This is a genomic window from Fimbriimonadaceae bacterium, assembly GCA_019638775.1.
GTDB lineage: Bacteria > Armatimonadota > Fimbriimonadia > Fimbriimonadales > Fimbriimonadaceae > JAHBTD01.
Genome location: JAHBTD010000001.1, coordinates 250,622 through 276,808, shown reverse-complemented (window position 1 = coordinate 276,808; position 26,187 = coordinate 250,622). Strand labels below are relative to the sequence as shown.

23 protein-coding genes and 2 tRNA genes are annotated in these 26,187 nt (G+C 56.0%); 10 read left to right on the top strand and 15 right to left on the bottom strand.

Annotation, left to right across the window (positions count from 1 at the left end):
- The first annotated feature begins 53 nt into the window (after positions 1 to 53).
- The 4 genes from KF784_01300 to KF784_01285 all read left to right on the top strand — a co-directional run bounded on the left by KF784_01300 (position 54) and on the right by KF784_01285 (position 5,481).
- Positions 54 to 623, top strand: a complete 570-nt coding sequence (locus tag KF784_01300) for a sigma-70 family RNA polymerase sigma factor (protein MBX3117672.1) — start codon at positions 54 to 56, stop codon at positions 621 to 623.
- Positions 616 to 855 carry a mycothiol system anti-sigma-R factor gene (rsrA, locus tag KF784_01295; GenBank protein ID MBX3117671.1) on the top strand — a complete coding sequence of 80 codons (240 nt, stop codon included), beginning with the start codon at positions 616 to 618 and terminating at the stop codon, positions 853 to 855. The genes KF784_01300 and rsrA overlap by 8 nt, the downstream gene beginning before the upstream one ends.
- A gap of 57 nt (positions 856 to 912) precedes the next feature.
- Positions 913 to 2,484, top strand: coding sequence for a calcineurin-like phosphoesterase family protein (locus KF784_01290; protein MBX3117670.1), 1,572 nt, complete (start codon positions 913 to 915; stop codon positions 2,482 to 2,484).
- Positions 2,485 to 2,712: 228 nt separating this feature from the next.
- Positions 2,713 to 5,481, top strand: coding sequence for a PAS domain S-box protein (locus KF784_01285; protein ID MBX3117669.1), 2,769 nt, complete (start codon positions 2,713 to 2,715; stop codon positions 5,479 to 5,481).
- A 55-nt stretch (positions 5,482 to 5,536) separates the two neighbouring features.
- Here KF784_01285 and KF784_01280 read toward each other — a convergent pair.
- From KF784_01280 to KF784_01270, 3 genes are all read right to left on the bottom strand, one after another.
- Positions 5,537 to 5,621 (bottom strand) — tRNA-Leu (locus tag KF784_01280).
- A 70-nt stretch (positions 5,622 to 5,691) separates the two neighbouring features.
- On the bottom strand, positions 5,692 to 6,240 hold the full coding sequence (locus KF784_01275) for an LmeA family phospholipid-binding protein (GenBank protein MBX3117668.1): 549 nt from the start codon (positions 6,238 to 6,240) through the stop codon (positions 5,692 to 5,694).
- A gap of 111 nt (positions 6,241 to 6,351) precedes the next feature.
- Positions 6,352 to 6,426, bottom strand: a tRNA-Gly gene (locus tag KF784_01270).
- Between the two features lie 291 nt (positions 6,427 to 6,717).
- Here KF784_01270 and mfd point away from each other — a divergent pair.
- Complete coding sequence (gene mfd / locus KF784_01265) at positions 6,718 to 10,254, top strand: transcription-repair coupling factor (GenBank protein ID MBX3117667.1); 3,537 nt, start codon at positions 6,718 to 6,720, stop codon at positions 10,252 to 10,254.
- Positions 10,255 to 10,261: 7 nt separating this feature from the next.
- Positions 10,262 to 10,801, top strand: coding sequence for an AhpC/TSA family protein (locus KF784_01260; protein ID MBX3117666.1), 540 nt, complete (start codon positions 10,262 to 10,264; stop codon positions 10,799 to 10,801).
- Positions 10,802 to 10,939: 138 nt separating this feature from the next.
- On the opposite strand, the gene KF784_01255 is transcribed toward KF784_01260, so the two are convergent.
- The 3 genes from KF784_01255 to KF784_01245 form a co-directional block, all read right to left on the bottom strand.
- Positions 10,940 to 11,704 (bottom strand): hypothetical protein, encoded by a 765-nt coding sequence (locus KF784_01255; GenBank protein MBX3117665.1) that lies wholly within the window; start codon positions 11,702 to 11,704, stop codon positions 10,940 to 10,942.
- 161 nt (positions 11,705 to 11,865) lie between these two features.
- Positions 11,866 to 12,705, bottom strand: coding sequence for a hypothetical protein (locus KF784_01250; GenBank protein MBX3117664.1), 840 nt, complete (start codon positions 12,703 to 12,705; stop codon positions 11,866 to 11,868).
- The gene (locus KF784_01245; protein ID MBX3117663.1) at positions 12,702 to 13,319 is read right to left on the bottom strand and encodes a GNAT family N-acetyltransferase; all 618 of its coding nucleotides are present in this window, start codon (positions 13,317 to 13,319) and stop codon (positions 12,702 to 12,704) included. Before KF784_01245 ends, KF784_01250 begins: the two co-directional genes overlap by 4 nt.
- 281 nt (positions 13,320 to 13,600) lie before the next feature.
- On the opposite strand from KF784_01245, the gene KF784_01240 reads away from it, so the two are divergent.
- On the top strand, positions 13,601 to 13,759 hold the full coding sequence (locus KF784_01240; GenBank protein MBX3117662.1) for a hypothetical protein: 159 nt from the start codon (positions 13,601 to 13,603) through the stop codon (positions 13,757 to 13,759).
- Between the two features lie 9 nt (positions 13,760 to 13,768).
- Here KF784_01240 and KF784_01235 read toward each other — a convergent pair whose 3' ends face one another.
- Together KF784_01235 and KF784_01230 are read right to left on the bottom strand one after the other, a co-directional pair.
- Positions 13,769 to 14,089 carry a hypothetical protein gene (locus KF784_01235; protein MBX3117661.1) on the bottom strand — a complete coding sequence of 107 codons (321 nt, stop codon included), beginning with the start codon at positions 14,087 to 14,089 and terminating at the stop codon, positions 13,769 to 13,771.
- A 38-nt stretch (positions 14,090 to 14,127) separates the two neighbouring features.
- Positions 14,128 to 14,550: a hypothetical protein gene (locus KF784_01230; protein MBX3117660.1), complete on the bottom strand. Its 423-nt coding sequence runs from the start codon at positions 14,548 to 14,550 to the stop codon at positions 14,128 to 14,130.
- A gap of 47 nt (positions 14,551 to 14,597) precedes the next feature.
- Between KF784_01230 and KF784_01225 the strand changes: the two genes are divergently transcribed.
- The gene (locus KF784_01225; GenBank protein MBX3117659.1) at positions 14,598 to 16,205 is read left to right on the top strand and encodes an NFACT family protein; all 1,608 of its coding nucleotides are present in this window, start codon (positions 14,598 to 14,600) and stop codon (positions 16,203 to 16,205) included.
- Here the strand turns inward: KF784_01225 and KF784_01220 are convergent.
- Genes KF784_01220 through KF784_01195 form a run of 6 tightly spaced genes read right to left on the bottom strand, consistent with a single transcriptional unit; the run spans position 16,202 to position 22,272 of the window.
- Positions 16,202 to 16,876 carry a TrkA family potassium uptake protein gene (locus KF784_01220; protein ID MBX3117658.1) on the bottom strand — a complete coding sequence of 225 codons (675 nt, stop codon included), beginning with the start codon at positions 16,874 to 16,876 and terminating at the stop codon, positions 16,202 to 16,204. The genes KF784_01225 and KF784_01220 overlap by 4 nt on opposite strands.
- A 3-nt stretch (positions 16,877 to 16,879) precedes the next feature.
- Positions 16,880 to 17,332: a TrkA family potassium uptake protein gene (locus KF784_01215; GenBank protein ID MBX3117657.1), complete on the bottom strand. Its 453-nt coding sequence runs from the start codon at positions 17,330 to 17,332 to the stop codon at positions 16,880 to 16,882.
- 12 nt (positions 17,333 to 17,344) lie between these two features.
- Positions 17,345 to 19,720 (bottom strand): HD domain-containing protein, encoded by a 2,376-nt coding sequence (locus KF784_01210; GenBank protein ID MBX3117656.1) that lies wholly within the window; start codon positions 19,718 to 19,720, stop codon positions 17,345 to 17,347.
- Entirely contained in the window at positions 19,680 to 21,272 is a 1,593-nt protein-coding gene (locus tag KF784_01205) for a hypothetical protein (GenBank protein ID MBX3117655.1), read from the bottom strand. The genes KF784_01210 and KF784_01205 overlap by 41 nt, the downstream gene beginning before the upstream one ends.
- Positions 21,269 to 21,718, bottom strand: a complete 450-nt coding sequence (locus KF784_01200; GenBank protein MBX3117654.1) for a hypothetical protein — start codon at positions 21,716 to 21,718, stop codon at positions 21,269 to 21,271. Before KF784_01200 ends, KF784_01205 begins: the two co-directional genes overlap by 4 nt.
- The gene (locus KF784_01195) at positions 21,715 to 22,272 is read right to left on the bottom strand and encodes a sigma-70 family RNA polymerase sigma factor (GenBank protein ID MBX3117653.1); all 558 of its coding nucleotides are present in this window, start codon (positions 22,270 to 22,272) and stop codon (positions 21,715 to 21,717) included. The genes KF784_01200 and KF784_01195 overlap by 4 nt, the downstream gene beginning before the upstream one ends.
- Positions 22,273 to 22,359: 87 nt before the next feature.
- Here KF784_01195 and KF784_01190 point away from each other — a divergent pair, with 87 nt between their 5' ends.
- Positions 22,360 to 23,925 carry an LPS-assembly protein LptD gene (locus KF784_01190; protein ID MBX3117652.1) on the top strand — a complete coding sequence of 522 codons (1,566 nt, stop codon included), beginning with the start codon at positions 22,360 to 22,362 and terminating at the stop codon, positions 23,923 to 23,925.
- 4 nt (positions 23,926 to 23,929) lie between these two features.
- On the opposite strand, the gene KF784_01185 is transcribed toward KF784_01190, so the two are convergent.
- Entirely contained in the window at positions 23,930 to 24,136 is a 207-nt protein-coding gene (locus tag KF784_01185) for a hypothetical protein (protein ID MBX3117651.1), read from the bottom strand.
- 155 nt (positions 24,137 to 24,291) lie between these two features.
- Between KF784_01185 and KF784_01180 the strand changes: the two genes are divergently transcribed.
- On the top strand, positions 24,292 to 26,175 hold the full coding sequence (locus KF784_01180) for a glycogen debranching enzyme family protein (protein ID MBX3117650.1): 1,884 nt from the start codon (positions 24,292 to 24,294) through the stop codon (positions 26,173 to 26,175).
- Positions 26,176 to 26,187 lie beyond the last annotated feature (12 nt).

Below are 26,187 nucleotides of genomic sequence, written 5' to 3'. Positions count from 1 at the left end.
CGATAACGTACAATAACTCCATCAAGTGTCATCAGTTTGTTTTGGAGTGAGATTTGGATAAAGGCGCGTTCGAGAATTTGCTTCAGCCTGAGCTTGAAAAGGCGTATCGCTATGCGTTGCGGCTTGTTAGCGGCAACGCAGATGAAGCAGCCGACCTTCTCCAAGACGCCACGCTTGCTGCTTTTAAAGGACGCGAAGGGTTCAAGCTGGGAACCAATTTCCGTGCCTGGTTCTTCAAGATTCTGACTAACGAGTTTTATCGAACCAGAACGAGAAAGCAAGTCCAGACAGTTGACATCGCTGACGTCCAAGACGCTTACCTATACGTGAACGCCGCCCAAGCGGGAGTTCATTTAGAAGGAGCCGATCCTGCGCGGGAGCTTTTCGACTCGATCGAAGCGGAACACGTCAAAAAGGCTTTAGAATCGCTTCCCGAAGAGTTTCGGATGGCCTGTATGCTTTTCTTTCTGGGCGACATGAGTTATGAAGAGATTGCTGCAACGCTTGATATCCCGGTGGGGACAGTCCGGTCCCGACTCCACCGTGGACGAAAAGCCCTCCAAGCCGAACTGTGGGAGTTCGCCAAAGCCCGAGGAATCGTTGGAGGTGGCGCCCATGTCTGAGAGGATGCTTAGTTGCGAGGAAGTTCTTGCCTTCCTGATGCCCTACTTAGATAGGGAGCTCGACAGCGAAGAGTCTGCACTCGTCCAGCACCATCTCGATGCTTGCGGGCATTGTGCATCGCTATTCAGCTTCGAACAGTCGATGCTCAAGCTGGTCAAGGATAAGCTCAACGAAGAATCCATTCCCGAAGATTTGCGCAGCCGAATCTTTAGCTCCTTGAACGAAGCCTAAGCCGCCGTCGTTTGGGTTAACACCCCCTTGACGTTGTTGCGGTGTATGCTTTTATCTATGATCACCTCGGCTGCACTGCTTGCCCTCTCCATTCATGGGCTCATCCCTGCTCAAGTTCCCGCCCCCGAGGCTTACGTTGGGACGGCGACCGGATTCGTCTTTGACGATAGGAACGGAAATGGCAAGAAGGACGGGGGTGAGCCAGGTATCCCTAATGTACGCGTCTCGAACATGCGGGAAGTGGTTGCCACCGATCGTAGTGGCAAATGGACGCTAGGGCACACGAACGATACAACGTTTTTTGTGGTGAAGCCTAAGGGCTGGATGACGCCTGTCGATGAAGACAACGTCCCGCGGTTTTATTACATTCACAAGCCGGACGGTTCGCCAAAGTTGAGATTCGAGGGCGTTGCCCCAAGCGGGCCGCTTCCCGCGTCGATCGACTTTCCTCTTCACCAACAGAAGGAGAGCGATAAGTTTTCTGCGATCTTCTTTGGCGACACGCAGCCCAGAGATTTGCGCGAAGTCAACTATCTTTCACGCCAGATTATCGACCCGTTGATCGGGCATACCGAGGGGAGTTCCTTCGGGGTGACACTCGGGGATATCGTGTTCGACGATCTTTCGGTGACCATGCCGCTGGTCAAGACCATCGGCCTGATCGGCATTCCTTGGTACTACGTGCTGGGCAACCACGACATCAACTACGACGCGAAGAACGACAAGTATTCGGATGAGTTTTGGGAGAAAACATTCGGTCCGTCGTACTACTCGTTCGACAGCGGCCCAACCCACTTTGTGAGCCTCGACAACGTGTTGTGGACGGGGGCGGAGAATTCAACCAACAACCGGGGAAGCTATAAGGGCGGCCTTGGCGCCGAGCAGCTTGAATGGCTCCGTCAGGACCTCAAGTTTGTCCCATCCAACCAGCTTGTTGTGGTGATGATGCACATTCCGATGACGGACATGGTGGACCGGGAGGAGCTCTATCGAATCCTCGAGAAGCGTCCCTATTGCCTTTCAGTATCGGCGCATACACACACCCAAGAGCACCGATTTATCACTGAGAAAGAGGGGTGGAAGGGTTCCAAGCCGCACCATCACGTCGTGAGCGTCACAACGTGTGGCAGTTGGTGGTCCGGCGCTCCCAACGAGTTTGGAGTGCCACACTCGACGATGCGCGATGGCGGGCCCATCGGTTATTCAATTTTCTCGTTCGATGGAAATCAGTATTCGATTCAGTACCGCGTAGCCGGCAAGCTCCCCAATTATCAGATGAACATCTACGCGCCGGATGAAATGAAAGCGGAGGACGTGCAGTCGTTCGAACTCTATGTGAACGTGTTCGGCGGATCGGAAAGGTCGAAGGTAGAAATGAGCTTTGCTGGTGGGTTGTGGCTGCCGATGGATAAAGCGTTGGAACCCGATCCCGAATTCGTAAAGATGAGCGCGCGAGACAAGGAGTTGAAGCCCCCATATCGGGCCTTGCCAGCGGCTGCAAACTCAACCCATCTTTGGAAGATTAAGCTTGGACGCACAGTCCCGCCCGGGGTATATCCGATTCACGTACGCACAACCGACATGTTCGGGCAAACCTATACGTCAACCCGTGCTCTGCGCGTGAATTAAATAAGCTGAAAAGCGGATTCTGAGTGAGAAGGAAACGGCATTTTCGAGCTAAATAAGTTGCTCCATTTTTGACATAAAACTGGATTACGATGCTTCCCGATGTTTGCAATCGTATAGTAAGCTACCGATTGGATTTGATTGTTCGTTCGCAAGTTGTAGCGAGTTGCCTTAAGATTCGCTTGAAAGTAATTTTAATCGCGTAACAGTCCCGGTTCATGAGGGGAAGGCATGGTCTGGAGATTCCGCAAACCAAATATGGGTTTATCAACGAGGTTGATCATAGCTTCGGTATTCCTGGTGGCGTTTACAGCGTTGTCCGTGGGCTATCTCTCGTATCGCAACCTTGAGAGTGTGATCATTCCAACCGAAATGGAGCGTCTAGAGACGCTTACTCGTCGGCGCACTGCACAATTTACTTCTTTTACCGAGGATACGCAGGCCGAGATCATCTCCGTTCGAGGCTCGGAAGCTGTCGAAGGAATCATTCGCGCAACCGTCGGTGGTGGGATAGATTCAGTCGCTGGGGAGACCCTTGAAGAGTGGAAACGGGTACTTGCGAACAATCTCGCTGCAAGCCTGAAAGCTCGCCCCTCGTACTATCAATTTCGTCTGATTGGTGTCGCCAACGGAGGAAAAGAGCTCGTCCGCGTGGATCGTGGTGGGCAGGAAGGCAGCATCCGTATTGTCCAATCGGATGGACTCCAAGAAAAAGGAAGCCGATCCTATTTTGCCCGTACATTGGAGCTTCAGAATGGCGAAACCTATGTCTCACCAGTTGAATTGAATCGTGAACAAGGCAAGGTGGAAGTCCCGCACGTCCCCATCATGCGAGTGTGCACCCCTGTACATTTGCCAAGCGGCAAAGTCTTTGCAATCCTGGTGATCAGTATCGATATGCGCATCGTGCTGGAGCGCATTCGATCAATGGCGGCTGTTGGGGCAACACTCTATGCGGTCGATAGTCAAGGCAACTATTTGATCCACCCACAAAAGGACCGAGAGTTTGCGTCTGATCTGGGCAAGGACTCAACCTGGCAAGAGGACTTCCCGTCCTTTACAAGCGCTTTTGCTTCGGGAGAGGATATTGCTTACGCCACGATGGGCTCTGGCCCGGATCAACTTTACGTCGTTGCTTCGACCGTTCAACTGATGGACAAGAAGTTTGTCGCGATTATTCAAACAATGCCCCGATCCATCGTCATGGCCCCAGCCGATGCAGTGCGGAAGGCTGGCATGTTCGGAGGTTTCGCGGCTGTTGTGATAGCCGTCCTCTTTGCTGTCCTCATCGCCCGATCCCAGATCAAACCTCTGGAGCAGCTAACTGCGGCAGTGGAACATTTTGATGGTGAAGAAACCCTGGAAGTGCCAACTTCAGCGGCAGGTGAGATCGGGGTTCTCGCCCAATCCTTCGATTCGATGATGGCGGATATCCGCGATAAGACGACCTCTCTGCGCAACATGTACGAGATGGAGAAGCTCTACGGAGCGGTCGTTGAGTCGTCGTCGGAGGCCATTATCACGGTCAGTTTGGATGGAGTCATTACCGCTTGGAATGCCGCAGCAGAGTCGGTGTTTGGTTACTCGGCACAGGAAATGATCGGTCAACCCGTCGAACTACTCGTGCCCGAAGACCGGAAGAACGAGATTAAGGAAGAACTGGAATTGATGGTCCGTGGAGAGCGACGAGAACGCTTTGAAACGGTTCGATTGAATAAGTCAGGCCAACCGCTCTTCGTTTCAGCGACGATTTCTCCCGTCTTTGGCGAGGATGGAGAGGTCGTCTGTTTTTCGAAGATGGTTCGCGATATCAGCGATCAGAAAAAGCTGGAAGAGCGCCTGAGACTTGCTCAGAAAATGGAAGCGATGGGCACGCTTGCGGGTGGCATCGCCCATGACTTTAATAACGTTCTCACCGCGATTGTCGGCAACGTAAAGCTTGCTCAAGATGAACTTGAGTTCGACCATCCCGTTCAACGCGATCTTTCTGAGATCGAGAAAGCTTCCGCAAGGGGAGCTTCGGTGGTCCGCCAGATTCTAAGAATGAGCCGCTCGGAAGCTCCGAAGAACGAGCAGGTCAATGTTGAGGCGGTGATCCAAGAGACGATTCAGTTCTTGAAGGCAACGAAACCGAACAACATTGAGATCGACATCCAATTCGACCCCGACATGCCAGCAATCCTTGGCGACTCCACCGAATTGCATCAGGTGATGATGAACCTCGGTGTCAACGCCTTCCACGCCTTGCGTGATCGTGGCGGCAAACTGGAGATTCGCGGAACGGTGATTACCCTCGACGAAGTGGCTGCGGGAACGTTCCCGAACCTGACCCCCGGACGGTTTGTGCGCATCTCCGTGAGCGACACGGGCAAGGGTATGGACAGCCAAACTCTACAGCGCATCTTTGAGCCGTTCTTTACGACAAAGGGCAATGGCGAGGGCACAGGTCTTGGGCTTTCAGTGGTCTATGGCATCGTTGAGCGGCATGGCGGGGCCATCACGGCATACAGCGAACCCGACAGAGGGACGATGTTCCGCATCTACCTGCCCGCGATGGAGTCGTCGGCTCCGGCGAGCAGCGCAAATGACGACCGAGTTTTCCGTGGTAATGGCGAGAGCATCATGTATGTCGATGACGACGAAGCTCTCGTTTTGATGGTCACCCGAATGTTGCGTCGGCTGAACTATGAGGTCGCGGGCTTTACCGATCCACAAGAGGCCCTGAAGGTCTTCCTTTCCGATACGCAGCGCTTCGAAATTGTGGTGACGGATATGTCGATGCCACACATCGACGGCCCCGAATTCGTTCGCCAACTGCTAGCCGTCCGCCCTGACGTTCCGGTCATTATGGTGACCGGCTACATCCGCCCCGAGGACATCGAGCAAACGAACGATCTTGGCATTCGGAAGTTGGTGCTTAAGCCCAACACCGTTCAAGACATGGGCCAAATCCTTCACGAATTGCTCGAAGAGCTGAGGATTAAGAAGGGGAGCAGTTAGTCGCAGGGAGCAGATATCTTCAAGGAATCTTCAGGGCTCAAGCTGAAAGAACAGATGGTGGGCAAGGAGAGACTCGAACTCTCACCCCGTGAAGGACTGGAACCTAAATCCAGCGCGTCTACCAATTTCGCCACTCGCCCAGGGGAGATTGAATATACCCGCCGTTAAGGTACGGGTCGGGACTGCTCTGCTCCGATACGAAGCCTTGCTCTATCCTCCAACAATCGACTCTGGCAGATCAAACGTTCCCCGCAGTTCGACCGCCTCGTGCATCACTTCCACTTCTGTTAGGGTCACAGGAATGGGGATCATCGAAGTCTCAAACAGCGGATTGATATCGTCGATAATCTTCTGCACCACCCCGGTCGGTGCGAGCCCCAGCGCCTTCGCTGACTTCACGTAGGCCATCACCTTCGTACCGCTCTCTACCTTTAGTCCGCATTGCACTTCCACGGAGATTGATACGCCAACGCGTACGACAGCCTCAATATCGATCACTCCCGGACTGAAGCTGATCGTCAACTCCTCGACTTTGCCAAGGTCACGATAGCCGAGGAAGTGGGCGATAGAGTCCTGCGAGATTCGGGCGACGACCTCTCCTGGTTTGGGCAAGGATGCTTGAAATGGATCGCCGAAGATGCTGATGCGATCTCCCGTAATGCTCAGGCTGTCGATGATCAGCCCTGGCGGAGTCTTCACGTAATCCAATCGAATGGAGACTTTTTCGGCGCTGCCGGAGGGACGCGCTTTCTTCGACATGTTCCGATTAGTATGCGACGAAGGCGGTTGAGGTTGCAAAGGTCCCTGTAGTGAAGCGGAGAGCTTCTTAGGGTTGCTTTGGAAGATTTCGCGGGCGTCCAGAAGAAAAACTGGAGCGGGAAAAGAGATTCGAACTCTCGACCCTCTCGTTGGCAACGAGATGCTCTACCACTGAGCTATTCCCGCTCGCGAAGGGCATATTTATACCCGGTCGGGCCGATGATTGCAAGGGACTTTTTGGGAGGGTTGGCAAGTAGTTGGCAAGTAGTCGGCAGGTTGTTATCAAGTGGTCGGCAGGTGGTTGGCAAGTTGACTTTTTATAATGAGTTGTCCACTTCGGAGCACAACCTGAAACCAACGTGCCGACTACATGCAGACAACGTGCCAACCACCTGCCGACTACCTGCCAACCACCTGACAAACCTTTTCACATCGTCCCGTCTAACCCCAACAGAACCCGGTACACTCCCCACACAGATGCGCTTTTCGGACTGGGCAAAACGCCTCCCCGATCTCTCGGCGCTCAAACCGGCATTTGAGTCTTTAAACGCTTCCTCGACATGGCAGTCCGTGGCCGACGAGGCGCGTGCGGTCCTGCTCGCTGCTCAGTTTCTTAGGGCTCCTAGTAAAGTGTTGGTGTTGACCAGCACCTACGAAAAATGCCTCAAATGGCAGGCCAAGCTGGTTCTTGCTGGCATTGCCGAATCCCAAATCAAGCAGCTCCCAAGCGGAACCTCTGCGCTCTTTGAGGATGCCGCGCCCGAGCATATCGCCCTCTCGGAGCGGCTGGGGGCTGTTCGCGCCCTTGCCGACGACGATCCGGTGATCGTGATTGCCACGGCCCCCTCCGCCCTGGAGAGGACCCTTCCCGCCGACCTCCTTCAGGATCTCCATCTTGAGCTAAGGCCAGGAGGAGAGATGGACCCGGATAAGCTCGTGAGCCGCCTCAAAAGGCTGGGTTATGAGCATCAAGAGCCCGTGCGTCTGCCGGGGCAGTACAGCAAGCGCGGTGGCATTGTGGACGTGTACGCCACCGGGCAAGACCTGCCCGTCCGCGTGGAGTTCTTCGGCGACGAGGTGGAGAGCCTCCGTAGTTTCGATCCGACCACGCAGCGGTCGGTCGGGCAACTGAAAGGGATTTCCCTCAATCCTTCGCGTGAGACCGTTTTTCCCGACGATGTCGCCGACTTTCGCGACATGCTCATCCGCTCGATGGATGTGGAATCTGGACAGCTTGAGGAGACGTCGGCGGAGCGCCTGCGCTCTCTGATCGCCGAGGATGCCGATTCCATCGTTCACCGAAGATACTTCGATCGGCTGGACCTGTATCGACCGCTCATCTTCCCCGATTCAGGTTGTGCCGTTGACCTTCTCGGGTCGGGAGGCCTCTTGCTCCTCGATGAGCCGCTTGAGCTTGAGGGCCTCATCACAAAGTCCGAAGAAGACCTGGCGCAGGCGCTCAAGGCCCGCGCAGAGCGCGGAGAGATTCTGCACAGCACCGTGCTCGACTTCATGCTCCCCCCCGAGCACATCTCAAACCACGATCGAATCTGGAACGTGACGGCGATGAACGCCATCCCCAGTTGGCTGGAAGCAGGGAAGGAGTTCGATCTGGAGATCGCATCGCTAGAGCCTTGCCGTGCCCGGCCCGACTCCTTTGCCAAGACCCTTAAAACTTGGGGAGATCAAAAGCTTTCGGTCGTGTTCTGCACCGATCAGCCAAGTCGCGCAACGTCGATGCTGAACCAGGTCGAGATTTTCGTCGGGGATTCGATTCCCGAAGACAAGATCAAACCCGGGTATTACCTATCGACTGGCAACCTCGCGGGTGGATTTGCATTGCAAAGCGAGAAGCTCGTCTTCGTAACGGATGCAGAACTCTTTGGTGTCGGACGGCTGAAGCTCCCCCAAAAGAGATTCCTTGAAGGCGCTCCTATTGCCACCGTTCTCGACCTCAAGCCCGGCGACTACGTCGTGCACATCCAGTACGGCATCGGCGTTTATCAAGGTTTGGTCAAGCGGATCGTCGATGGCCAAGAAAAGGAATACCTCTACATCGAGTACTCACCTCCGGACAAGCTGTATGTGCCTGCTGACCAGCTCGACCGCGTGCAGAAGTACCTCAATCCCGGCGATGCCGCGCCGAAAATCTACCGCCTCACCGGCGGAGAATGGCAAAAAACGATCTCGAAGGCGAGAGAGGACGCGAAAGCGTTTGCCCAGGACCTGGTCAAGCTTTACGCCGAACGGAAAACCGTTCAGCGCCCGAGCTTTGGACCGGACACCCCCTGGCAAAGTGAAATGGAGGCCACGTTTCCCTGGGTCGAAACACCATCCCAACTCGGAGCCATCCGAGACGTCAAACGAGACCTAACAACCGACTATCCGATGGATCGGCTGGTCTGCGGCGATGTGGGCTTCGGCAAAACCGAAGTTGCGATCCGGGCCGCTTTCAAGGTTGTGCAAGCCGGGCGTCAGGTTGCTGTTCTGTGCCCCACCACCATCCTTTCTGAGCAGCACTACCGCAACTTTCTGGAGCGGATGGGGCCGTTTGGGGTCCGGCTGGCTCTCCTAAATCGCTTCACGCATGCGAACGACCGACGGCAGATTCTGAGCGATCTTGAGCGCGGGAAAGTGGACCTCATCATCGGCACCCATGCAATCTTAAGCGCCGAAGTCGCTTTCAAAGACCTTGGCATGGTTGTCATCGACGAAGAGCAAAAGTTCGGTGTCAAGCAAAAGGAGGTTTTGAAGAAGCTCCGCACAGCGGTGGATGTGCTTTCCATGTCGGCGACTCCAATTCCCCGAACCCTAAGCATGGCGTTGATGGACATCCGGCAGATGTCACTCATCAACGATCCCCCACCAGGACGGTTGCCAGTTCGCACGTTCGTTCGCCCGTACGCGTCGGAGGTTGTCCGAGAGGCCTTGCTTCGAGAACTCTCTCGTGGCGGGCAGGTTTTTTACGTCTACAACCGGGTTAACGGCATCTTTCACATCGCCGAAAAGCTGCGTAAGATCGTCCCGAACGCCAGCATCGCCGTCGCTCACGGACAGATGGGCGAAAAAGAGATTGAGCCGGTCATGATCGGGTTCATCAAAGGGGAGATCGATATTCTTCTCTCGACCACGATCGTCGAGAACGGGATCGACATCGCCAACGTCAACACTCTCATCGTCGAGAATGCCGACCGCTTTGGGCTTTCTCAGCTCTATCAGTTGCGCGGACGGGTCGGAAGGTCGGACAGGCAGGCCTACGCCTATCTGCTGTATGAATCAAACAAAGTAGTTGCCGATATTGCTATGCAGCGGCTCCAGGCTTTGCAGGAGTTCAGTACGCTCGGATCGGGGTATTCGCTTGCATTCCGCGACCTCCAAATACGTGGCGCAGGAGAGTTGCTCGGGGCCAAGCAGCACGGGGCGATGGCTTCGGTTGGATATGAGCTTTATAGCCAGCTTATCAGCGAACAGGTGTCGTTGATGAAGGCGCTTTCGGAAGGGGAGATTTCGAAGCAAAAGCTTCAGGAACTGGAGGGCGATTCGCTGAGTGCAGCAGAGCCGCTGCCGTCCCTCGACCTCCCCATCTCCGCACTTATCCCCGAGAGTTATATTAAAGACCAAGCTCAAAGGCTATACATATATCAGCGAATGATGAGCGTTCGCGATCTCGATGCTTTGGGAGAAACCCGCGCCGAGATCGTAGATCGTTACGGGCATTTGCCAGAAGAAGTCGCGAACGCCCTTGCCGTCATGCATGTTCGCGTTCGCGCCCATAGCCTGTGGATCGACAAGATGGAGGCTCGGGGGGGACGGGTCGCGGTCTGGTTCCGACATCGTGAGAAGATTCCTGCAATGGCCTTTAGCATCATGGGCAAGAAGAACCGAGAGAGCTACCTCACTCGAGAGAATTTGATTTGGCCTTATACGGGCGACCCGCTTGCTGCGGCTCAGCGCTTGGTAGAGACCCTTGAGAACGCGATCGAAGAGGTGCGGTTGGCGCGGATTGAGGCATAGGCAAAACATGAAAGCACCTGATGCCCTGGTCAAACTCTCAACCGGCGACGAAGTCAGCCTTGCAAGTCTATATTCCGACGCGCCTCTTGCTCTGGTTTTTGTGCGCCACTTCGGATGCGTCTTCTGCCGTGACCACATGCGCAAGCTCGGTCCCCTCAACGGCTTGAATATCGCCTTTGCGACGATGGGAAACCCGGATCAAGCAGCGGAGGTGAAAGAGTTGATGAAGTCGCCTCACCGGTTCATCTGCGATCCTGACCGAGAACTCTACCATGCGTTTGATGTGAAAGAGGGCAAGTTTGGGCAGATATTCAACATCCACACTTTTCGGAAGGGGATAGCGGCGATGCTGCGGGGCAATAGCGCGGCAAAACCCTCCAGCAATCCTTGGCAGCTTGGCGGCACGTTCGTGATCGACACGACAGGGGAGATACGCTTTGCTCAGCCAGCGAGGGATGCTGCGGATAACGTCAGTCCAGATGAATTGAAAGCCGTGATGCGGTCGGTTGTGGCTGGGGATTTTACGCAAAGTTCGCTAAGTGACTAAGGGCGCAAAGTTGGTAGAAGTTCTCGCAATAGGTTCGCTGTGACCTCATCCAAAACTCTGCGTTCTCTGCGAACTCCGCGTGAAAGATCAAGCTAGGATGCCAGCACCACTATCTTTTTGTGAACGAGTCGGGATTGATTAAGGAGTAGGCACAGTGAAGTCTTCACCCTCAGGGAAGATCAACCAAGCCTTCGTCACTTTTACATCGGCGATGAGTTCGGCCAGGGAAAAAGGCGAACCGTCGGCATACCGGATTTGTGCATTCTGCTCTCGACAAACCCCTACAATTCCGGCAATATCGTAAAGCTTTTCCCGAATGCCGACCATCGCCCGCATTCGTTGTTGAGCCACCCACGCGCCCTCAACAACGAACGCTCCGTTGCAGCGCATTTTGCCAGGCCAGAGCACCTCGGGGTAGTTTTTGACGACGTTGTAGCAGTAGCTGACGATCTCGTGCTTCTTGATTTTGCCCTGTGGGATCGGTCCAAGCGGTTTGCCATTGCACACGGCCCCATGTCCTTGCACACTAGTGTACATCTCGTCAAAATCGGGCAAGTAAACGCTTGCGATGGGGATGTCCTCGCCTTGCACCAGGGCCACGCTGATCCCCCAAAGCGGTGATCCGAATGCAAAATTTGAAGTGCCGTCGACCGGGTCAAACGCCCACAGACCGTTCACGCCTGGAGGATTAAAGCCGGACTCTTCGCCCCAACATCCAGTCTTACCGACCAGCTTCGGCAGCTCGGAACATAGGAGTTCGTCAACCATGACGTCGGCATTGGTGACGACGCTGCCGTCCGATTTGAGGCGGGTGTCCAGCTTTTGGCGAGCTTCTCGGGCGATCTGGCCTGCCCGTCGCATCAGGTCTTCAAGGGCCGGGACAAGCTCGGAGTAGTTGGGCACGGGAGGATTATGGCAGGGAAGGCGAGAGAGAGGTGATGAATGAGATGCGATGAGTGAGGAACGATGAATGATGAATCGGGGACGGGAGGAGGTTGGTGTTGAGTGTTGGGCCTCACGATCCTTACAACCCTTACAACCCTTACCCTTTACAACCTTTACGTCTAACAACCCTTACTGCTCTGCCAATCCTCCCAATTCCGCACATCGCCCTTGGTCCGTGCATCCAAAAGGATCTCAAAGTCAAGGTCTGCTACCGCCACAGCTTCCACATTAAACGGCGTCTCCGCCAGCACCGCCGACTCTGGGAACAGTTCAATCGAGGGCGTCAGAATCGCGGAGCTTCCGTGCGTTCGGGGGATCGGCTCTCGACCCAGCGCCCCCACAAGCGAGGCGTGCACCACATAAATCTGATTCTCCACAGCCCGAGCGTGGCAGCACCAGCGTACGCGCTGGAACCCCCGGATGGTTTCGGTATAAGCGGGTACGCAAAGAAGCAGGGCCCCTGCTTCGCAGATCGGACGCACCGCTTCCGGGAACTCCGAGTCATAGCAGATGGAAACACCGATTTTCGGATCAAGCGTATTCGGCACTGCTGACCCACCGACCACTCCCCATTCCACACCCTCAAACTGCGTCATGAAAACTTTGGGGATGGCAATCGCGGTTTCAGGAGCCTCCTTAGGCACGTACAGACTCACGTTGTGGGGCTTGCCGTCACGCAAGGCAAAGTGAGAGCCTCCAACGATGCCAATGTTGTGGTTTCCTGCAAGTTGGATGAGCATTCGCTCGAACGGTTCGGCGAATTGCAATAGCCAATCGATCATCGACGGGCCCTGCAAATCAGGGCGCAAGCTACAGAGTTCTAGCACTACCGACTCAGGCAATACGGCAAGGTCCGCCCCCTTGTCGGCGCATCGGCGAATCAACTCAAAGAGGTGGTTAAAGAACCCCTGCTCATCGCGTAACTGCCGGATCTCCCAGTTGACGGCAGCTACTTTCATCTATCCCACTCCAATAAGGCTGTGCAGTTGCAGGATTCCTCGTCGTCCATGTAATTCTCGATCACGTGTACAAATCTTAGTCCGTATCGAAGGAGCGGTGTTAAGGTGCGGTCGGTCAACTCGCCGTTTGCCACCATCAAACAATAACTCAGGGCGTCTCCGTAGTTCGCATCCAGCCATCGCCTCAATCCAGGAATACGGCAAGCGGTTCCGAATCGGGTCAGGCCAAGACTCTGCACCAGGTCAAAACGTACTTGATAGAGAGCTTTGCCAACGCCAATCCCACGAAAGTCAGGATGGACGCTGATGTCCATTCCATAAAGGGTCTTTCCGTTTGGATCGTGGTTCTTCATGAAGTGGCCGCCGGTGGTGGTCTCCCAGTCCGACCGGCTCAGCCAATTCTCTTCGGAGATGATTAGGGTGCTGGAACTGCCGACGACGGTTTCATCGCTCATGGCGACGAATTGTCCCATGGGGAAGACCTTGATGTGCTGGGCAAGGTGCTCCGGCTGCCATAGGAGTTCTGCCGGAAAAGGCAACGGATAGCACTCGCGCTGGAGGGCGATGGCCCCGGCGATGGTTTCAGTCGAAAGCGGTTCTATCCGTACGGACATTGAAGCCGGATTATGACGGCTCTGCGGGAGTCTCAGATAGTCCGTTGCCCATGAGCGCGGGGGATAGCGGCTGGGCGCATTCCCCTTCGCAGCAAGCCGCAACGATCCCACAAATCTCACAACGATAATGGGAGCGCTCTTCACGGATCGGGGATTGGCAGCGGGGACACTGCAGACTTGGATTTTCGTGGTGCGGGGCAAGGAGTGCCATCTTCGGGAAAAGACGCCTTAGCCTAACGGATAGTCGCCATGTGGCAAGAATAATGCTAGGAGTATCTGATATGCACCGATTTTTTTCCCGGCTCATCATCCTGGCTGCGCTCATAGCGCCGATCTTGGCGGGTTGTGAGACCCTCGAAGACAAACCGATCGACCAGGGTAAGGCCGACCGGATTCAAAACGAGGTCGAGAACTCAAACGGCGACCAGTATCACCAGTAAGAGCAATCCCTACTTCTGCTCAGGGTAGTACCAGATCGAGTTATCGGTGGGGTTCACGATGAACTTGCCTGGGAAGAGGGCAAGTCCCTGTCCAGCGGGTGGATTTAGCAGACCCGGAATTCCCAGCGTGCTCAGTTCGGGAAACTGCACTTGGATGCCCTGCAGCATGTTCACGACAAACCAAGGGTCGGCGTGACGGATCGTGATCTTAATCGGCACGACTCGGGGCTTCGGCGCGATGAATTGGCCCGGACTTCCCGTCGGGGGAGTTTGACCGAGAGTGCCCGCGAAAAACGAAATCGAGCCCATCATGGCGAGGAAGGCGTTCATACACTATGTGACGCACCGCGTGAAAAAGAGTTTCGTCTCTACGCGTCGTACCACCTTCGATTCTCCGGCTTCCAGATCATGACGAGGACCCAGATCGCGAGCGGTGCGGGGCAGCAAAGCGCGATCGCCGCGATGACGTTTGTGACGTGCAAAGCGTATGCCCACCGCTTGCGCGGTAGAAAAATGATGACGATGTTCAAGATCGCAAAGACGATGGCGCACACGATCAAGAAGTCCCCCGCGCCACGATAGGTCGCTACAGCTTGACTGGGGTCCTCCTGATGAAACCACTCCGCGTTCGTTCGAATCCAGTATCCCAACCAAGCTAAGAACCCTTGAATCAGCACCAATAAGATGCAAAGCGCTCGGTACCAAATCCACGCCTTTGGCGTCTTCCCCTCGGGTGGATTGACAATCGGGGGTGGGGGAGGCATGGGGGGCGGCTGGGGAATCTGGCTCATGGTCGGCAATGTTCTATACGTCTCGGGCTGGTTTAATGAAGCTTGCGATGCCCGAGCTAAAAAAGATTCCGTTTGACAGTCTATGCCTGGCCGCTGTTTGCGCGGAGCTTCAGGTGTTGATTGGCGGCAAGCTCCAGCGGATCATCCAGCCCTCGTGGGATGTGGTCGTGTTGGGAATCTATGCGGGCGGCGAGGAGAGACATCTCAGCCTCTGCGTACACCCGATGTTTGGGCGTATTCATCTCATAAGCAGCCGAGGGCGCAACCCGGCGGATATCCCTCACCTTTGCCGGACGATGCGCGCCAAGCTCGATGGCGCCAGGGTGATGTCAATCACACAGGTTGGCTTCGACCGCATTCTGAAGATCGAGCTTGGGACACAGGAAGGTGTGTTTACACTGATCGCTGAAATCATGGGCAAGCACAGCAATTTGCTCCTCGTCGATCCCGACGGCAAGATCGCCTCAGCGGCAAAGTGGCTCAGCCCCAGCCAGAGCGCGCGTCCCATAGGCCCTACACGCCCTTACACGCCCCCTCCGGTCGATCCTATGCCCTCTTTGTGGAGTGCAGATGGTCTTGACGATCTCAAGGGCCGAGAAGGGGCATCGCCATTTTTGGTGCGGTGGCTTCAGGCAGAGGTCGAGCCGCTCGATCGCCTGCGTCAACGTGTCGAGTTTGAGGAGTTTCAGCCGGTGCTCGCCGAGGGTTTCGGCGCGTATCCTGTCGATGTTCGGGCGCTTGGCTATTCGGTGAGAGAATTCGGCTCGATCTCTCACGCGCTGGAAACGCACTATGAGGATGCCCTTCCTGCCTATGAAGCCGAGCAACGCAAACGATCTTTGTTCCAGCAGCTTGAGCGCGTGACCCTGGCCCGCCAAGTCGCCATCCAGTCGCTCGAAGAGGTCTTGGATACATCGAGGCGCGCGGCTGCATTGCAACTCAAGGGCGAGTTGATCCTTGCCTATGGAAACGGTTTAGAAGAGGGAGCAACAAAGCTTGAGGCGCACGATTATAGCGGAGAGCCGATTACGATCTCGCTGAATCCAGACCTTGACTTCAAGCAGAACGCCGAGCGTTTCTTTCACAAGGCAAAGCGGGCCAAGGCCAGCGCGTCGGATGTTGCAGAGCAGATGCAGCGTCTCTCCGCCGAGATGCAAGACGTGCACGAGCTACTGGCGCGCCTTGAAGCTGCCACCGACCCGGACGAAGTGGACCGTTTGCGGGAGGCGGCGAAGGCGCGCAGATGGCTCTTCGATCAACCGGAAGCGTCTCAAAAGAAAGAGGATCGCCCCTACGAAGGCAAGAAGGTTCGAGAGTTAATCGGACCCGGAAGCGAGCGCGTCTTCTTCGGTGAGAACTCTGAGGCGAACGATTACCTCACCTTGCGCATCGCAAAGCCCAATGACATCTGGCTTCATGTGCGCGGATCTCAGTCAACACATGTCGTCATCCAAACCCACAACCAGCCGGATAAGATCAGCCGGGAAGCGCTTCTGTTTGCGGCGCAGGTGGCTGTCAAGCACAGCGTAGCCAAGCATTCGAGCTATGTCGAAGTCGATTACACACTGAAGAAGTATGTGCGCAAGCCAAAGGGCAGTCCAACGGGCTTTGCCGTTTACACCCACGAGAAGACGCTTCGTATCGAGAGAGATTAGCCCTGGGCCATCACAGGATGGAGGGCAGCGCGAAACTCAATGGAGTGGTCTCGATTCACGAGCGCGACGACCATATCTCCCACAAGAAGATCGGTGTCACCGGTCACGCCCAACCCGTGATCTTCTCGAACGATCCAGATGATATTCGTTTGTGCGGGCAGAACGAGATCACGCACCTTCTTCCCGACTACCGGCGAGCGTGAACTGAGCTCTACCTCCACGATTTCGAGGTTGCCGCGACCCAACGCGCCAACCGGAACAACCACGTCAGGCGATATCTGCTGCTCAAGCAGGGAATAGATGATGCCGGTGGCGCTGACCGTGTCGTCGATACCGAGTTGCTTAAAGACCTCGACATGGTCGGGATCGTTGACTCGGGCCAAAACCCGGTCGACATTCCAAAGCGCTTTTGCCATCTGGCAGACCACAAGGTTGTCTTCATCCTCGCCCGTCACAGCAACGACGACATCGGCACGCTCAAGACCTGCGCTCTTTTGCACCACAACCTCGCAGCCATCGCCGATCAAAACATTCTCTTCGCCGATGAGCTGAATCAACCGTACGGCGCTGCGAGCATCCTTTTCGAGAACGAGCACTTCGTGATCGGCTTCGATCAGCCGCTTGGCGAGCTCAAGCCCGACATTGCCACCGCCAACGAGAACCATATACATGGACTAAACCTTCAGCTCCTCGGGGAGATCGTTGTACGCATCAACCGGCTTATACTCTCTCTCCAAAACCCAGTCCAGCATCATGCCAGCGGCGAGTGAGGGGGGATTGATGCAGACGTAGCCCATCTTGCGGTACGCATCGGCGCGGAGCGGATCGGAAACCTTGACACAGACGCGAGGGCAGTTGTACTTGAGCCGCACGATCTGGGCCGCCATAAGGTTGGTGTTGTCACCGCGAGTAAGCGCGAAAAAAGCCTCCGCGTTCGCGAGGTTTGCGCGTTGGAGAACCTCGTTATCGAGGCCACTGCCGATGATTATTTCGCACCCGTGATCGTTGCCCAAACGTATGAGCGCCTCAGGGTTTTGCTCGATAATCGTCACGCTGTATTTTGCAGCCCGCAGTTGCAGGGCAAGCGCTGCGCCGGTTCGGCCGCATCCAAAAATGACCGCATTCATAGGCCAGGCAGACTATACCCCTCGCGAGAGAGCCTGCTCGACGTCCGTCGCCGAAAGGGGGGCTTCATCCTTACCAGAGATATAGAAAGTCGCCGAACCCCGTCCTGCCCATTGCCCAAATCTTGCAGTGGAGATGTTCCAAGCGTTTTCGGAGATGAGCTGAGACATGCGATAGGCCATGCCGCGTCCGCGTGGGGCACGCACTTCAAGGATTCCCGGCTTGCCCTCGGTGAACGTATACGTGAACTGGTCCTGTTTACGGCTGGCGTCCTTGCCGCGCTTCTTGAGAATGTCAGCGACCGGCGTACGGCCTTCGATAACTTCGCGAAGGCCGGTTTCGATCTGCCTTTCTGTCGCGAAAGGGACGCAGTTTTCGTTGAAACTGACGGTCAGGGTGTCGATGGCGACCGGCTTATCGGTACGAGTGGTCGCCGCGCGAACGCCGAGAGTTGTGACGTCGTAGGCGTAAACCACACCAAGGATCTTGCTCAGTAATCCGGGCGCGTCCAGGCAGCAGACCGTGATCTCGCTGGTGTGGGCGTCGGGTCTATGGTTCACCTCAACGATGACAGCGCCTTCGCGCGCACGCCGCTCGTGCTGGAGATGCCGTTTTGCTGTCTCGGTGGGTGTGCTGAGGATGTAATGCGGCGGTAACGCTTGCAGATAGGCGCGGATCTCGTCGTCGTCGATGTCCTCTTTAATCAGCTCGCGCTCAAGCATTCGGCGGAAGGTTGCGGGCGCCGGTGCCGTGGATGTCTCCCCTTCGAGCGCGGCTGTTGTCCGCTCGTGGAGGACGCGTAGGTAGCTGTCTTGGGTGACGGTCCAAGCAGTATCGGATACGGCATTGACGTCGGCGTAGGTTAAGAGCGTGAGCATATCAAGTCGCTCTTGGTTTTGCACAATCGTGGCGAAATCCCAAGCGGCCTGTGCGTTTTCGACATCGCGAGTCCGCAAGAAGCGATCCAGTGTCAGGTGCTCCCGAACCAGCCAGGCAACCGTATCGCGCACATTTGAGGCAATCCCCCACCGTTGAGCCACTCGAAGGGTGATTTCGGCGCCTAACTCGCTGTGCTCTCGCAGTGGATCGATTTTGCCAGTGTCATGGAGCAGCGCGGCGAGATACAGCGCTGGCTTTGCCGAGACAGCCGCGCGAACGTTGCCCAAGTATCCCTCGCGAGGGACGTTGTCGAGGTTGCGGATAACGCGCAGTGTGTGTTCAAAGACCGAGTAGGTGTGCGTAGGGTCTTGGGGCATGAGCGTCCGGCAAGCGGTGAGTTCGGGGAGCAGCCTGTCAAGCAGTCCGGACCGGTCAAGATTCCGCAGCGTCACCTCGCCTGACGAGATAGCGTGCAGTGCCTCTGCCCCATCAACATCCGGGCTAGATTCAGACACATCCGATTCCACGCGCAGTCCAAGCTCTGTCGCAATCGCGATGCCTTGGGCGGCTGCGCTCAGCGTCGCATCGCCAGTCACTCTTGCTTCACCACGGATCGCCATCACTCCGGGGGCGATGCGGTATCGCGATTCGCGGAGGACGTCAAGCGCTGCGATGTACTCTTCGTGGACCGCGAGCATGCTCGTTGCAAGTTCGGACATAAGGTCGTTGGGCGTTGTGGAGAGCAGTTCGGCGAGTTCGCCTTGACGTGCCCACGTCAGATGGTCGGTGGGCTTGCCTGCAACAACGTGGAGAAGATTGCGATACTTCGCGACCGAGTCGAAAGCCGAGCTGGGCCGCGCAGGCATGGTCTCAATGGAGAGGCGTATCCAGTTCGCGCAATGAAAACACCGAATGCCCCCTGCACCCTCTTTGAGATGGGGAGCAGTAACGAGGGGGGTGTCATGGTAGGTCCGAAAATTCTCTTCGCGCTCGCGAATTTTTGCAAGCACAAACTCACCGGCGACAAATGACTCATGAAACAGCCCTTGGAAGGCTTGCAGCGGTGCGTGAGAACCCGCGACCAGTCGGGCGTCGAGCATCCCGGTTTGAGACTTGGCATCCAGAGCAATGGCGTCGTTGATGAGCCGATAGGCGTATCCAGGTTCTAACCCAAACTGAGTTCGGAAAGCCTCGTGCAGGTGAAAGTAAAGCTCTTTAACAGCGACATCGAGGGCGGGATGGGTCTCCTCGATGGGGATCACAACGATGTCGATGTCCGAATAAGGGGCAAGTTCGCGTCTTCCATAACCACCCACACCCACAATCGAGATATGCGGTAGGTCAGGGTGCGCTCTTCGGACAGCCTCGTAAATCTCTCGAATCGCTTCGTCGATGAGGTCCGAGTGGAGTTCGCACCAGCTAAGTCCGGCGGGGTCTTGGCGCAGACTTTCCACCAACGTCTGTCGACGTTCAGCGATCGGGCGTATTCGAGAAGCCTGCAAATCGTGCATCGAGTATGTAGTAGTTTGGCTCGTTTGCGAGAATCTGGCTAAGTTGTGCCTCCGTGCGGCTATCAATAAAAATACCGGCTGGCACTGCCAGGATACCGAACACGAGGCAAAGCCACATCGTGTAGCTTCCGAATTGCCGAAAAGCGATGGTGAGCGCCCGGGTCGTATCGATGCGTTGGACAAACGCCCAACTTGGCGCAGCAACGCACAAAAGACAGAGAACAATAAACGCCAAGCCCAGCGGCAGCGTCCCCCCTCCGATGTATTCGGGAGGGATGACAGCTAGTTCGCTAATCTCGATTGCGGGTCTGGTGAGGCCGATGATGAAGACCGACAACAGCCCGACAAAGACAACGACAAAGGTGCCACAGACGACCTTGAACAGCGGCCCAAGATCGTCCGGAGGACGGCTGCGAGTCTTAGATGGAGTGAAGGCAACAAAGCCGATGCAAAGAACAGCGGTCAGGGCAAGCAGAAGCAAGTCTGTCGTCAGGTACAGGACGATCGCGGCCAGCCCTCCGATCGCAGGCGCGAATGGGGCGCGAAAGACAACCATCATCTTAGGCCATCTTTCAAAAGCCTTCGACAGCCCTAACACAGCAATACCAATCAGCGAGATCATGAGCAGTGCGCTGGGTAGCGTCGCCGAAACAAGCGAGGTCTGAACAAGCCTCTGAGTGAGACCGTCGGCTTCGTCGCGATTCAAGAATGCACTCCACGCATCATTGACCGAAAAGGCTCTTTCTGCGATCTTGGCCTCGTCGGGAAACCCTTCGCCCCGGAGGTTCTTCACAAACTCAAGCCGCGAGACGATGAGGTTGCGCGGTGAGCGTTCCGGCACACGGATGCCAGGCGGGAGGCTCGCTAGTTCGATGAGAGTGACCCCGGATAAGCCTGACGTGATTGACCGCGAGCCGTCGCGTAAGAGCCGCCCATTCTCAAGCGTTGCGTAGCGAACGACAAGCCCGCCCTTGGAAGTTGTACTGGACTTTGAGATGATGCTTGTCCCCGTCTGGCGGATCGTGTTTGCACACGCATCTGAGCGAAACATCATCGCACGAGAGACATGCCAAGCCATCGGGGTTCCGGTTTCCCGAGAGAGCAGCTTTGCGATGGCGAACAATCTCTCCGACTGATAGTCTCTCCAGTTCGTGCATGTGGCCGCTTCCAGCCAAGCCGTTCTCGCCTCGGTCGCGCGCCCTCGCTTGAGCTCAAGGACGGCGATCATCTGCTTCCAAAAGGCGTTCGAGGGTTCCGACTTAGCGGCGTGTTCGGCAACGCGCAAGAGAGTCGTGATCTCCTCGGAGGAGAGTTTGCCGCCCGGTCCAAGCTGAATGGCCCCGACCTGCATGTACATGCTGGCATCGATGAGGTTTTGCGGAGGGCTGAGTTGTCGACTGTTTTGCGGAATCAGATTCGACGACTGAATGGCGGTGGAGCGGCCCTGCTCGACGATTCCGGCGAGCGCAATGGGGCGCGAACGTGAGTCAATGATGAGAGTGAGCAGTGAGCCGGCGATGACCCCGAGTGCGATCCTAGCCGAAGCGTTCATTTGGAGAACGGATGAGCATCAACTCCAGGATTCCAATCCGGGATAAGGGGCGCTTCTGAAGTGACCCTTTTCGCGTCGGTACCCGGCCCGTGGAAGACGGGAAGCTGCGCAGAACGGCTTACCATCTGAAGAGCAGCGAAGATCGCGACGACGGCGAAGGCGGCCCCCCATACCGTTGGCGACCAGTAGCGGATATCTTCTCGCACGGTATCGAGCTTATGCCGACGCAGGACACGCTGATCGAACTGCGGTTCAGGATCGACGTCGAAGGCGGCCATCCGCAGCATATTCAAGGCAAGGTCGCTCTCTCGTTCTTTCTTGCGGCAATTCGGGCACACGGTGCGGTGCCGATCCATATATCGGCGTTCGCTATCCGTGATTAGCCGGTCCTGCGCGTCCGAGAGCAGGCGGCTAAACTTGGTACACCCGAAAAGCCGGAACTTCACTCGCGATTAGCCTCCAACCAAAGCTTCCGGAAGCGCTCACGAGCCGTATGGAGGCGCGAACGCACCGTTCCCACAGGAACGTGCATCAATTCGGCAACCTCTTCATAGCTCAGTTGTTCCATTTCGCGAAGTACAAGCGTTGTACGCAGTTCGGGCGATAGAAGGTCCAAGACCTTTTCGATCACCACTCGGTTTTCGACAATCCCACCGTCGTGCGGTTGGGCGGTGTCGAACTCGACGAGTTCAGGGCGCTTTAGTCGCAGCCTGTCCATGCAAAGACGGACACAGATGCGATAGAGAAATCCGGCGAACGCGCGATCATCCCGTAGCCGATGAATCTCACGAAAAGCCTTAAGGAACGCTTCTTGCGCTACATCTTCGGCTTCGTGGCGATCTCGCAACAGGTTGGCGGCGGTTCGAATGAGGCGGTTACGGTGTCGGGTTATCAGGTAGCCGAGGGCAACTTCGTCGCCGGCGCGGCAACGAACAACCCAATACAACTCCTCCTGTATAGCTTCCGAACGGGATATGGGGACGGTACGAGCTTCAAGCATGTCTTTAGACCTACGCTCTCCTATGATACACGACGTTTCCTGGGACGTCGATTGTTCGGTACGGTTCGGTACACTGGGAATTCTTCAATGGCTTGGCTCATCGGCACACCGGCTCCTGTTCTCTCGCCGCTTAGCGTTGCGCCAGCTTTTGTGATCCAATCGGAGCAGATCGACCAAGTTCTTCGCATCGAATGGCGGCACAAATCAGCCGATCTCGAAGCCAAAACCCTTACTTTTACTGGGGGCGTCAAAGCCTACTACGGTCCAACGGTCTTAACGGCTGAGAAGCTCACACTCTATATGAAGGATGGAGAGGAGAGGGGTGTCGCCGAGGGGGACGTTCGTATCGACGATCCAGACGGAATGATTCTCGCTCAGCGCTTCGAATTCAATTGGGCGCTTGGGACGGGTAACGCCCAAGATGTAGAGGTTCATGTGGACCGTCTCGTGGTGAAAGCAGAGTCGATCGACGTGATGCCAGACGCCTGGACGCTCAAGAACATCGTCGCGATGCCCTGCCCCGACGAACCCGGTCGCATCACGATCAGCGGGGATTCGGCTGTGGTCCGTCCAGGAAAGAGCGGCGTCGTTCGGCGCATCGCGCTCAACGTTTTTGGAAAGAAGGTCTTGTCTCTGCCCAAGCACACGTTCAGCCTCGATAGTCGCTCACAAGGGATTTCCATGCCATCTCTTAGCGTTCGTCCAGGAACAGGCGTTGGCGTGACTTGGTCGAGCGACATCCCGGTGGCTGCGGATACTTTCGTGTCCGGATCGTTCTCAAGCTTTACAGGACGTCGGCCCCGGACCGACTTCATGCTCAGCCAAGACTTGCTCAAAGGCGGGTCGGAACGATCCGTGCGTCCCGGCTCTGAGCTCGGCGATCCATTCTCCGACTCTTACCTCGACAACGTATTGGTCAAAAGCCCAGAATCCGAGCACAAACGGCTATCTGCCCGTGTCTTCACTGCCGGTATCGGCTCGGCGTGGAACCTCTCGTCGGGTGGCAGCCTCGGCGGTGGAGGAATCTCAAAACCCTGGGATATCGCAGTTGAGATGGGGGGAACGGTTGGACCGCTGGCAACGACCGCACAGATACGCTACCAGCGCATTGGTGAGAACGGCGGCGGCTATCGCAATCGCGCTGTTGTGTCGAGCACCGTCGGAATCCCTGCCTACAGTGTCAACTCTCAACTGTCCACCCTCGCCCGGTTCGATGCGCGAATGTACTTGGGTAACGAAAAGTTTGGCTGGATGCGCGGCACCGCGGGTCTGCTCTGGAAGCCCGCCAAAGAGTTACAGATCGCAGTCGGGCGTACCTTTACGGTAGATACAGGCACACCCTCGTTCAGTTTTGATGATCTGGATCGAAAGCATACGTGGATCACGCGTGCCGACTTGGAGCTTGGCCCGCGCAAGCTTTCGGTTATCGGGAAGTACGATTCGGAGCGCAGCACACTCTACGATAGAGAGGTTTTTCTTTCGCAGGTGGCAGGGTGTTTCGAGCTGTATCTGCTGTATCGACAGGAGCCACGGCGGTTTGGGATAGGGTTCCAATTCCGCGCGTTCGATGTATTCGAGCGCCTAAAAAGTAGGGATATCCAGAGAAAAGAAAAGACGCCAAAGGCGCCTCATCTGACCGTTATTGGCGGTTGAGCGTTTACGCAGCAGCGGCGTCGAGCCGCTCGCACGTATGAATCCTATCAAGCTTAATTTCGCCCATGCTCGTGACCATGCACTGGCCGTACATCGGCACAAATCCCACTTCCATGACGTACACGTCCTCGGTATGCAGATTGCCGCTGCGGTCAAACCATGATAGCCGCACGTTCGATTTGTCGAATCCTTTTGCGAGTGATAATTCCATCCTGGAGTCCCCTGAAAGGTTAGGTGCGCCTCTGACCCTCATGATCCATATTCCAGTATTCTTCTCGGTCATTCCAGGTAATTCCACCAGGTATATCTCATCAAGTCCGACGTTTCGGCCTAACGAACTGTTGAGGATTGTGCGATGGTAGGACTATGGGCTATCGGTTTGATCAAGAGCAATGCCGCAATCTCGATTTCTCGTCTCGTCACGAATGGGTTTTGACGAACGGAGCGGGCGGCTTTGCTATGGGGACGATCGCAGGATTGAACACCCGCCGCTATCACGGTCACCTGCTTTCATGCAGCGACTCGATGGAGCGGACGCTTCTTCTGGCAAACATAGAGTGCACCCTTCAGGCAGAGGGTAACCCCGTCTCACTTTCTACCAATCAGTACCCGGGAGCAATCTTCCCCGAGGGCTACCTTTATCTGGAGTCCTTCGAGGTTGGGACGAAGGCCGTGTGGCGTTGGCGGGTTGGGAAATGCCGCCTGGAGAAGGTGATCTGGCTGGTTCGACATGAGAACGCCGCCGTGATCGAGTATCGAAACGTAGGGGAAATCCCATTCTCTCTTGCGTTAAGACCGCTGGTCGCCCACCGCAGCTATCATGGCGAGTTTCATGAGAGCGCCGATTACCCCCAACGTATGCTCTTCGAGGCCGAAGCCACTGCGGTAGTGGATGATCCCACCCCAATTCGTATTGAGCACACAGGTGCGCAGCGCGTTCCTGTTCAGGGCTGGTACTACCGGTTCGATCATGCACGCGAGCTTGAAAGAGGACTCAACTATCGAGAGGATCTCTACTGCCCGTGCGAACTACAATACGAACTCGCTCCCGGACAAACCGCACGATTGATGGTCAACACCTACGAAGAGATGGACCTTACTGAGCCCGTACAGAGCCCACTCTCTCAACCCCTGGGCGCGAGCTTGGCATCAGCTGCTGGGGTTTATCTGATCGATAAGCCAGGCAGTGAAGCGATCATCGCGGGTTACCCGTGGTTTACGTCTTGGGGACGAGACACGATGATCTCCCTGCCGGGCTTGTGTCTCCACACCGGACGCATCGATCTGGCAAGACGCATCCTCATGCGATATTCGGAGCACCTGAAAAAGGGGTTGATTCCAAACAGATTTGTAGAGGATGGAGGCGCAGACTATAACACGGTTGACGCAACGTTGTGGTTTGTACAAGCTTTGTACGAAACCCTGAAAATGGAATGGGACATTCCGTTCGCCGAGTTTGCCTACGAGTGCATCAAGGATGTTTTACACTGCCACCGCAAGGGCACCGAGTACGGTATTCGAGTGGACCTTGAGGACGGACTACTCACGCAAGGCGTTCCAGGGGAGCAACTCACCTGGATGGACGCAAAAATTGGTGACTGGGTGGTGACCCCTCGTCACGGCAAGCCGGTTGAGATCAACGGGCTTTGGGTGAATGCCCTGTGGGTCATGGCTTGGCTTTCGAAGGAGCTCGGCAAGCAATCGTGGCGCTACGAGAAGGCGGCGAAGTTTGCCGAAGACAGCTTTGAATCCAAGTTCTGGTGCGCATCCAGGGGCCACTACTTCGACACCGTCGATCCCTTCGATGCAACCCTTCGTCCGAACCAGTTGATCGCAATGTCTCTCCCGTTTGGACCTGCTAAAGGCAAACGCGCCGAACAGGCTTTGAGCCACATCGAACGGGAGCTTCTGACGCCGTATGGATTGAGGACGATGGGGCCATCGGAATCGGGCTATCAAGCGCGATTTGAAGGCACACTCCGTGAGCTTGATGCGGCGTACCATCAAGGAACCGTTTGGCCCTGGCTGATGGGCCCTTATGTTACGGCGCTAGACAAGCTTCGAGGAGATAAGGGTGAAGCGAAACGGATTCTGCGCCAGGGGCGAGAGATGCTGACGGAATATGGGATCGGAGGATTGGCGGAGGTCTACGATGGAGACGCCCCCCACCGCGCCAACGGATGTCCCTGGCAGGCCTGGAGCGTCGCCGAGTGGCTAAGGGCTTGGAAAGAAAACGCCGATGGCGATTAGCCATCGGCGTTT

Bases quoted from the DNA above. Each gene is read 5' to 3' on its own strand.
- rsrA (MBX3117671.1), top strand. From the start codon at position 616: ATGTCTGAGAGGATGCTTAGTTGCGAGGAAGTTCTTGCCTTCCTGATG.
- KF784_01290 (MBX3117670.1), top strand. From the start codon at position 913: ATGATCACCTCGGCTGCACTGCTTGCCCTCTCCATTCATGGGCTCATC.
- KF784_01285 (MBX3117669.1), top strand. From the start codon at position 2,713: ATGGTCTGGAGATTCCGCAAACCAAATATGGGTTTATCAACGAGGTTG.
- KF784_01275 (MBX3117668.1), bottom strand. From the start codon at position 6,240: ATGTCGAAGAAAGCGCGTCCCTCCGGCAGCGCCGAAAAAGTCTCCATT.
- mfd (MBX3117667.1), top strand. From the start codon at position 6,718: ATGCGCTTTTCGGACTGGGCAAAACGCCTCCCCGATCTCTCGGCGCTC.
- KF784_01260 (MBX3117666.1), top strand. From the start codon at position 10,262: ATGAAAGCACCTGATGCCCTGGTCAAACTCTCAACCGGCGACGAAGTC.
- KF784_01250 (MBX3117664.1), bottom strand. From the start codon at position 12,705: ATGAAAGTAGCTGCCGTCAACTGGGAGATCCGGCAGTTACGCGATGAG.
- KF784_01245 (MBX3117663.1), bottom strand. From the start codon at position 13,319: ATGTCCGTACGGATAGAACCGCTTTCGACTGAAACCATCGCCGGGGCC.
- KF784_01240 (MBX3117662.1), top strand. From the start codon at position 13,601: ATGCACCGATTTTTTTCCCGGCTCATCATCCTGGCTGCGCTCATAGCG.
- KF784_01235 (MBX3117661.1), bottom strand. From the start codon at position 14,089: ATGAACGCCTTCCTCGCCATGATGGGCTCGATTTCGTTTTTCGCGGGC.
- KF784_01230 (MBX3117660.1), bottom strand. From the start codon at position 14,550: ATGAGCCAGATTCCCCAGCCGCCCCCCATGCCTCCCCCACCCCCGATT.
- KF784_01225 (MBX3117659.1), top strand. From the start codon at position 14,598: ATGCCCGAGCTAAAAAAGATTCCGTTTGACAGTCTATGCCTGGCCGCT.
- KF784_01220 (MBX3117658.1), bottom strand. From the start codon at position 16,876: ATGTATATGGTTCTCGTTGGCGGTGGCAATGTCGGGCTTGAGCTCGCC.
- KF784_01215 (MBX3117657.1), bottom strand. From the start codon at position 17,332: ATGAATGCGGTCATTTTTGGATGCGGCCGAACCGGCGCAGCGCTTGCC.
- KF784_01210 (MBX3117656.1), bottom strand. From the start codon at position 19,720: ATGCACGATTTGCAGGCTTCTCGAATACGCCCGATCGCTGAACGTCGA.
- KF784_01205 (MBX3117655.1), bottom strand. From the start codon at position 21,272: ATGAACGCTTCGGCTAGGATCGCACTCGGGGTCATCGCCGGCTCACTG.
- KF784_01195 (MBX3117653.1), bottom strand. From the start codon at position 22,272: ATGCTTGAAGCTCGTACCGTCCCCATATCCCGTTCGGAAGCTATACAG.
- KF784_01190 (MBX3117652.1), top strand. From the start codon at position 22,360: ATGGCTTGGCTCATCGGCACACCGGCTCCTGTTCTCTCGCCGCTTAGC.
- KF784_01185 (MBX3117651.1), bottom strand. From the start codon at position 24,136: ATGGAATTATCACTCGCAAAAGGATTCGACAAATCGAACGTGCGGCTA.
- KF784_01180 (MBX3117650.1), top strand. From the start codon at position 24,292: ATGGGCTATCGGTTTGATCAAGAGCAATGCCGCAATCTCGATTTCTCG.